The 7,619-nt window shown below is 50.8% G+C and carries 7 protein-coding genes; 2 read left to right on the top strand and 5 right to left on the bottom strand.

The features are described 5' to 3' along the window. Nucleotides 1-309: 309 nt before the first annotated feature. Complete coding sequence (locus ACFPOF_RS23610) at nucleotides 310-1,149, bottom strand: phytanoyl-CoA dioxygenase family protein (protein ID WP_378137296.1); 840 nt, start codon at nucleotides 1,147-1,149, stop codon at nucleotides 310-312. Between the two features lie 221 nt (nucleotides 1,150-1,370). Here ACFPOF_RS23610 and ACFPOF_RS23605 point away from each other — a divergent pair, with 221 nt between their 5' ends. After that, on the top strand, nucleotides 1,371-2,249 hold the full coding sequence (locus tag ACFPOF_RS23605; RefSeq protein ID WP_378137294.1) for a helix-turn-helix domain-containing protein: 879 nt from the start codon (nucleotides 1,371-1,373) through the stop codon (nucleotides 2,247-2,249). A 602-nt stretch (nucleotides 2,250-2,851) separates the two neighbouring features. Here the strand turns inward: ACFPOF_RS23605 and ACFPOF_RS23600 are convergent. From ACFPOF_RS23600 to ACFPOF_RS23590, 3 genes are all read right to left on the bottom strand, one after another. Further along, on the bottom strand, nucleotides 2,852-3,070 hold the full coding sequence (locus ACFPOF_RS23600; RefSeq protein ID WP_378137302.1) for a hypothetical protein: 219 nt from the start codon (nucleotides 3,068-3,070) through the stop codon (nucleotides 2,852-2,854). A 110-nt stretch (nucleotides 3,071-3,180) separates the two neighbouring features. Then, nucleotides 3,181-3,516, bottom strand: a complete 336-nt coding sequence (locus ACFPOF_RS23595) for a hypothetical protein (protein WP_378137292.1) — start codon at nucleotides 3,514-3,516, stop codon at nucleotides 3,181-3,183. An 80-nt stretch (nucleotides 3,517-3,596) separates the two neighbouring features. Beyond that, nucleotides 3,597-4,172 carry a xanthine phosphoribosyltransferase gene (locus ACFPOF_RS23590; RefSeq protein ID WP_378137290.1) on the bottom strand — a complete coding sequence of 192 codons (576 nt, stop codon included), beginning with the start codon at nucleotides 4,170-4,172 and terminating at the stop codon, nucleotides 3,597-3,599. Between the two features lie 268 nt (nucleotides 4,173-4,440). On the opposite strand from ACFPOF_RS23590, the gene ACFPOF_RS23585 reads away from it, so the two are divergent. Further along, nucleotides 4,441-5,184 (top strand): hypothetical protein, encoded by a 744-nt coding sequence (locus tag ACFPOF_RS23585; protein ID WP_378137288.1) that lies wholly within the window; start codon nucleotides 4,441-4,443, stop codon nucleotides 5,182-5,184. Nucleotides 5,185-5,567: 383 nt separating this feature from the next. On the opposite strand, the gene ACFPOF_RS23580 is transcribed toward ACFPOF_RS23585, so the two are convergent. Beyond that, nucleotides 5,568-7,553, bottom strand: a complete 1,986-nt coding sequence (locus ACFPOF_RS23580) for a glycoside hydrolase family 15 protein (protein ID WP_378137286.1) — start codon at nucleotides 7,551-7,553, stop codon at nucleotides 5,568-5,570. Nucleotides 7,554-7,619 lie beyond the last annotated feature (66 nt).

The raw sequence follows: 7,619 nt of genomic DNA, 5'->3' as shown, positions 1-7,619 counted from the left end.
AGCTATGCCGAAGCGCTCTGGTGAGAGGCTTCGGCACCACTTAAAAAAGTGACATTTTCTCGGACGAGTTAGGGTGACATTTTCTCAGAAGTTTGACAGAAAAAAAGATATCCCCCCCTGAAAAAACGATGGCAGCACATTTTCTCTTTGTCGTTATCCCGTCCACTCAGAAAAAGTGCCGATGCTTTGCTATTGTTGCAAATGCGACGATCGGGTGGCCGATTTCCTCACCCTCAATCCCTTCAGACGCTTACTGAGTGAAAGGGATATCGACAAAAGGGGCGCGAAACGACTTCAACGTTATCGTTCTTATTTTGTCCGCTTGTACAGGAGAGGGTTAAGTTCGCTCGCCGCCAAATCGCCCGGGTTCAGCCCCGGGAACCACGACAACAAGTCACTGCGGCGGGCGTTAGTGTCCGGCTCGGCGATACGCAGTCCGTCCGCAATGTAGATGATGGTCATGACTTTGCGCATATCCGGAGTCGGATTGCCTGGCGCGCTGTGCAGCGTCCAGCCGGAATGGAAGGTGGCGTCACCAGCCGCCATAGCTCCATAGCTGACTTTATCGAATCCTTTGCCGTCGATATACTGGGCAAGCGTCCGGTGGGACTCATCGGAGATGACGAGCTTGCTAATATACCCTTCGCGCTGCGACTTCGATGCGAACACCATAGAGCCGACTTCTTCCGGAATCGGCACGAGCGGCATCCACAATGTTATTGTCTTATCCGTGTCGAGCGGCCAATAAATTTGATCTTGGTGCCACGGCGTATGCCCGCCACCCGGCTCTTTGTATAATGCCTGATCATGATACAGCCTCACTCCGTCGACACCCATCAGATCGGCTGCAATCTTCGCGAACCGCTTCGCAAGCGTAAAACGGGCCTCCTCCTCCGAATGCTGCCATAAGTTACCGATTTGGATAAACGCCTTGCCGTACGTATCGCGCTCCTCAAGCGGTTTATTTTGTCGGTTCAATGTTTGCACACATCCGCTGATGACAGGCTCGAAAGCATCAATTTCCTGTGGGGAAGCGACACCCCTAAGCAAAATATGTCCGTTCTCCTCGTAATCGGCGAGTTGCTGGGCTGTCAACTCGTATTCGCTTTCGATCGTCGGCAACGCTTGCGCATTCGTCTCGTTCGACATCGTCCATTTCTCCTTCGCTTCATTTTTATATTGTTCAAATCGATTACATTATCGCATTGCAGTCGTAGCGCTTCTACCCTGCTTGCGATACAATTCAATCTTGCAAATGTCTAGGTTACAAGTTAATTTTAATATGCGCAGATGGAAAAAACATTGTTCAAAGGAATTTTCGTTTTGTCAAAAACAACTTTCCCATTTCGAAAAAATAAGGAGACACTCGGATGCAACTATCGGAATTGCTGGCACAGAAGCCGATCGCCCCATTTATCCGTCAAAGCGATATGGCAATCCGTCGTCCTTGGACGCACCCGGAACGACGACTTCTCGACTATTTGCTTATTTTCGTTAAGGAAGGCCGTTGTCGGTTTACTGTGGATGGAGTTCCTTATGATTTCCAAGCAGGTGAATTTTGCCTCATTCAGCCCGGCCAGTTGAACGAACTCGAAGGCTTAACAAATACGATCACGCCTTTCGCCCACTTCGATATTTTTTATCATCCCGACCGCAAGCTTAGTTTTCCGACCCGCCCCGGGCAAGTCGATCTGAGTCCTTATCTGCATCTGATGCAGCCAAAGCTGAGCGACCTTCAGGGCGTGCGGATTCCCGTTCGCCTTCGGCCGCGCGACTCCGGTAAATACCGAGACATTGTGCTGCAGGCCGTTAGTCTCTGGCAGAGCCAGGATCCGCTTGACCAGTTAAGAACGCAAAACATAATGACGGAGCTTGTACTCGCTATTTTGGAAGATCATGCGGAAGAACGAGGACAGGCTAAAGAATCAGACCATACGTTAAGCTGGATTCCGTCCTACTTGTCCTACAACCTTCAGGAGTCGCTCTCCATCGAGAAAATGGCGGAGCGCGCTCACATGTCGCCTTCTTACTTCAGCGCGTTGTTCAAACGACGATTCGGACGTTCTCCCCATCGCTATTTGATCGACATGCGCATTGAGCATGCGAAGGAACTGTTATCCGGCGCCTCCTTGACACGTGATGAGATTGCATCGTATTGCGGTTTCTCAGACATTCATCATTTCTCCAAAATGTTTCGTAAAATAACGGGAATGACACCGGGCGAATGGAGCGGCAGACGTAACGGTTAAGACAAAAAAAATCTCCCGCCGAGTGTGAATTAAGTGCGTCATCAAAGAATCAGGAAGTTTTTGGAGGGTTAATCGGTTGCTCAAAAAGCAAATCGTACACTGCCAAAGAAGCAATTAACAAAGGTGATGTTGTTTACATACATCAAGTCTACTCCAACATAGAAAAATTCGACCAATTAATAACTATTATTGGATTTGTAGGAAATGTTATTAGTTATACCTACAATAATTCAAATGATAAATTTGGTGGAAGCAACAAAGGTAGACGAACAGATACTTGTTCCAAAGTATCAAGTGAGGAAAATGCTCAAGGTGAAATGGACTACACAATTAGTGGCTGTATAAAAAAAGATTCCCAAATGAGTTATTTTCTTCTACATGTAGAAAAAAAGTAAAAATAGATGATCTAAAATCATAAAATATTTACTGATTCCAAAAGAAAATGACCATCCAATATTGATGCAATTGGATGGTCATTTTGAGCGTTTGCACTTCAAAACGGATTCCTCGCCGAGTGACCGACAAAGGGATTAAATTGGCATTGCCGATAGCTACCCTCAAGCGAATTTGAAAGCAGTTTCTCACTCGGAGCCACGTCCCCCTCATGATTCCCTCAATTCCCAGCGCCGCTCCTCGCTCGCAGGTTGCATATCGTAAATCCGTTGGATTTTGACGACTTTGCGGTTAGGCCTGCGAATGAGCACGTAATCATCGTCCCACGCGACAACGATCCCCCTCACGTCGTTAATATCGAGTGCATCGCGAACGATTCTGACTTTCGTGCCGTCTTGCCGATAACGATCCAATTGTTCATCTGTCATTGCCATGAACCATTCATCCTCCTTCCTTCAAGGAGAAACCCGCCGGACAGTCGTCCATGCGGGTTTCTTCTCGTTCGTTATTCATCGCTCATGAGCGACCGCCAAAAGTATCAGCCCACATGTTCCTTCGTATCGTTCATCTCGTACCAGTAATCCAGCACTTTGCTGGACATTACTCTTTTGTTTATATACTCCGCTTGATGGGCAGTGAATTTTTCCGCCCACGGGATACCGAGCTCTTCGCACAGCTTCACGATCGTCAGCAATTCGGACCACGCAACATAACGTTTATACCAGAAAAATTGCGGATGTTCGATCATATAAGGGTATAGGTCGTCGAACTCCGTATGCTTGCTATCGATCGCACGCTCGAAATGGACTTTGGCCTGCTCCAGCTTGTTCAGCAAAAAATCGTGAGACCATTGCTCTCGATTATTGTTTTCCATCTGCTGTTCGCCTCCCTATATGCAGATTAAATATTATTATACGATATACAAACCCGAATGGGAAAGGACAAACGCCGTTTCTATTCGTCCGCGAAGGTGATCGTATTATCGTCAAGCGATTGAATCCGCACAAGCGTCTCGACGCGGTATCCATGTTCGCGAAGCGTGCGACCGCCCGCTTGGAATGCCTTCTCCAGCACGATGCCGATTCCTTTCAGACTGGCGCCGGATTGTTCGATAATCCGGATAAGTCCGCGCGCGGCGTCTCCATTGGCGATAATATCGTCGATGAACAGCACCGAATCGTCCGCACTAAGCAAGTGGCGGGAGACGATCAAATCAGTGACGATCCCTTTCGTAAAAGAAGGCACCCGCTCGCAATACGCATCAGGCTCCCCGAGCAGCGTCTTCTTCCTGCGAGCGAACACAAGAGGCACGCCAAGCACGAGCGCAGTCGCGAAAGCGACAGGAATGCCGGACGATTCCACCGTGATCACTTTCGTGACCTTCTCGTTCGAGAATCGCGCGGCGAATTCTTTGCCCATTTCCATCGTCAATTGAGGATCCACGCCGTGGTTGAGGAGAGAGTCCAGCTTAAGCACCCCCGCGTTGACGACGCTTGCTTCCTTTAATATGCGTTCTTTCAGGATGTCCATGAGTTCTCCTCCACCCGATTTCTTTTCCGTTTAACGTACCATATCCTTTTCGCAGGCGCAACACCGGGTTTTGTTGGAATAACCGACAAAATCGGCGTTTGTCCAGAAACGGTTTCATGACTATATACCCATCCGACTAACGACACACGACGACTCTATGCGACAAAAGAAGCATTTCGAGGAAATTTGCGCTTGTAACGAAACTTTTCCATGATTTGTAATGTCTCTATACATATAATGAAGTTATAAGGAAGGAGGGGACGGGCACATGACAAAACGCGCAGCAATGAGACTGAAAATAAGCATGGCAATCGTGCTGTCCGCCGTCCTCGTGTCTTGCAGTGCAGAGTCTCCGGATACCGCATCAACTGCTTCGCAGAAGCCCCCCGCGAAATCGGGCAATGCAGAGACGCCGACACCCGGTTCTGATCGAAGCGATGCATCGGATCCGTCCGGACCTGCAAGTTCAACGTGGAGCCCTGCATCCTCCCCTGCTCCATCCGCTTCGAATGCTGGAAAAGAAAACACGACGAACAGTGAACATAACGACCCTTCCGACGCCGTTGAAGCCTCGAAGCTCGAACCATCGCCACCGAAAGCCGGATCGTCGAAGGAGGCCGCTTTTAACTTCAAATCGCCTTCGCTCGCTAATATTAAACTCGGCGACACGGATGATGTTATTATTAAGAAATACGGCTTGCCCGTCGAATCTTACCCGCTGCCAGGCGATGAAGGGACGATTGACATATGGGAATACGATGGCTTATCGATCGGTCTCGATGAAACTTCAGCAGTCGTTTACATCGAAGTGAACGCCGATAAGGCTAAGACCGGTATTCTGGGACTGAAGCTTGGGATGGAGGGCTCGGACGCCGCCAAGCTGCTCGGCATCCCGGTCGACGGTATGTCGAACGTATTAACGGCTAAAGTCACCGGGGGCTGGGTCAAGCTTGATCTGGATCCGGATACCCGTGCCGTACTTACGATCCGGCTGTTGTCCTTGGACGAATAAAAGAAGCCCGTTGCCGTTCTGCCCGATTTTGTACGAATTTTCATACACATACGCTCGTCCAGTTGCTGATCTGCTCGATTTTGTACGAATTTTCATACACATACACTCGTCCGGTTGCCGACCTACCCGTTTTTGTGTGAATTTTCATACACATACCCCGTCCGGCCGCCGATCCTCCCGATTTTGTACGAATTTTCATACACATACGCTCGTCCAGTTGTTAATCGTTCGACGCTTATTCGAAGCTATCGTCGATTGTACCGTCGTAGAAAGGACCTCAGCCCCCACATTGAAGTGGTGGAAATTGAGGTCCTTTCACGTGTGCAAAGGGACGTTCGCCTGTCATGCGAACACTTTTGAACAGCCCCTTTTTGCGTATTGCATCAATTAGTCGGAAGTTCTCCGCGTTCCGCCAGCATGTGTACGGCAAGCACGAACATAGCATGCGACCAAGTAAGCGGAACGACCCAAGCGGTCTCGCCCGTCTCACGATCGACTTGTTCCGGCAGTAGTCCGGACGGCGTCGTATGTTCCAAAGCGTACTCCAAATGCCGTCTTGCCTCATCGTAACGTCCTTGCAGCGTTCTGTAATGGCCAAGCCACAACGTCGTTAGAATCCATGGATTGCCGCCGATGTAAGTGTCATTCTCGTACCGCTTGATCCCGCCGACTTTCGGGGACGTCAGCAGCGCTTCGATCGCATCCGCTGTACGAGTCATTCTCGGATTATCGACTGGAACCGCGCCGAACGGCACGGCAAGCCCAAGTAGGCTAATATCGACGATCGAGTCGTAATCAAGAACGAACGATTGATAGCTTTTGTCTCTCGGTTTTACCGTTCCACGCGCTCCGCCCGCAACAGAGGCTTCGTAATCCCATGGGCTGACATTCAGCTTGAGGCCGCGGTAATAAGCGCCCTTATCTTCGTTCCAGCAGTGTTCTTCGATCGAAGCCGCAATTCTCTGCGCGAGGGTCTCCCATTGATCTGCGAGCCCGTTGTTTCCCTTACGGCGAGCGAACGATGCAGCTGCGGACAATCCGCCGAAAACCGCTGCTGCAGAATACGTATGCTCCGCAAGTCGTTCCTCCCACAAGTCCATGCTCGGCAATGGCAGTCCGGTTTCGGGATCGATAAACTTGGCCAGGAAAGCCGCTCCCTTTTCGATGGAAGGCCACATGCGCTCCACAAATTCCGGGCGCTCACCGCTATGAAGATAATATTCCCACATCCCCCAGATGAGCGAAGAGCCTTCGTCGATCTGCAATCCCCAATGGGGTGCGAGACTGCCGTCGTGATAATGGCGTTGCTGCCAGGAACCGTCAGGCTCCTGTGCCGTAATGGCCCAGTCGTAGAACTTCTCAGTCAGAGCGCCAAGACCTGCCTTGTTAAACGCCGTCGTGACGAACGCAGCGTCTCTGCCCCAGCTATAGGCGTAACCACCGCAGCGGCTGAACGTCTCGTCGAACTCCGGCGCGGCGACGATCGTTCCCGTCGCTTCGTCCGCCATCAGCTTCATCGCAAGCAAAGAGCGTTCGTATAAGGCGGAGATACGCTCGTTCCCGCCAGGGCAAGGCGCAGCTGCGGATAAGTAATCCGCCCAATACGCAACCATGTCATTAAACCAGTCGTCGTACGTTTTCGACTTCGCCGTCTCCAGCGCTTCGAGAGCCTCTTTTCGGGAGTGCCCGGCTGCGATATAAACGGGAAGAACGACCGACTGCCCCGGTTCGATATCGGTAATCGTCCATTGCACTGAGCCGTCCGGCTTCATATCGATGCGACTGCCGTTCAAGGCACCTTCGCACGATTGCTTCCAAGCTCCTTGACCGGCTTGATAGCCGCTGCATATTGCCGTACTGCCGACTGCGAACGCGTACTGGTGGCGGAAGTGCAGAAGCGCGTCGTGATCGCCATAGAACTCCGTTGTCATATACAATTCGTTTTCCATAATTCGGAACGACCCGTAATGGAAGAAGTCCAACTTCAACGGATCGTGCCCCGTATTCGTAATCCGATATCCTCTAGCCATTATAGACTGTCCCGGTATGGCGAAATCTGTCTGTTCCACTTCGACCGGAAACGTGGAGTGCGTGGAAACGACACGGTACGCATTCGTGCCAGGCACGTAGCTTGCAGCATGAGCCCATCCTTCCGCAGGATCGTCGAACCAGGTTACGCCCCCCGGCGTACTCCCGATTTTCAATCCTGTTCGGATTTCGTCTACATGCTGAGGGTAGTCGATGTGCGGCCACCACAGTCGGTAAAGTCTCCCGGTCGAACCGAGAGAGACCAGCATAGCGGAGTTGCCTGCGATCGCATCGACAAGGTAAGGCTTCTTGCGTAAATGTTGTTGCATTTGGTCGTTCATCGTGAACTGCTCCTTTGCAGCCCGGAACAAACGGACGACTCTCCCGGGCCGGGTAGTTGTGTTTCA

Source organism: Cohnella soli, from assembly GCF_042655525.1.
GTDB lineage: Bacteria > Bacillota > Bacilli > Paenibacillales > Paenibacillaceae > Cohnella > Cohnella soli.
This window is presented reverse-complemented; position numbering and strand designations above follow the sequence as displayed.

Coding starts and splice junctions, on each gene's coding strand:
- ACFPOF_RS23580 (WP_378137286.1), bottom strand. CDS start 7,553: ATGAACGACCAAATGCAACAACATTTACGCAAGAAGCCTTACCTTGTC.
- ACFPOF_RS23600 (WP_378137302.1), bottom strand. CDS start 3,070: ATGACAGATGAACAATTGGATCGTTATCGGCAAGACGGCACGAAAGTC.
- ACFPOF_RS23595 (WP_378137292.1), bottom strand. CDS start 3,516: ATGGAAAACAATAATCGAGAGCAATGGTCTCACGATTTTTTGCTGAAC.
- ACFPOF_RS23605 (WP_378137294.1), top strand. CDS start 1,371: ATGCAACTATCGGAATTGCTGGCACAGAAGCCGATCGCCCCATTTATC.
- ACFPOF_RS23610 (WP_378137296.1), bottom strand. CDS start 1,149: ATGTCGAACGAGACGAATGCGCAAGCGTTGCCGACGATCGAAAGCGAA.
- ACFPOF_RS23585 (WP_378137288.1), top strand. CDS start 4,441: ATGACAAAACGCGCAGCAATGAGACTGAAAATAAGCATGGCAATCGTG.
- ACFPOF_RS23590 (WP_378137290.1), bottom strand. CDS start 4,172: ATGGACATCCTGAAAGAACGCATATTAAAGGAAGCAAGCGTCGTCAAC.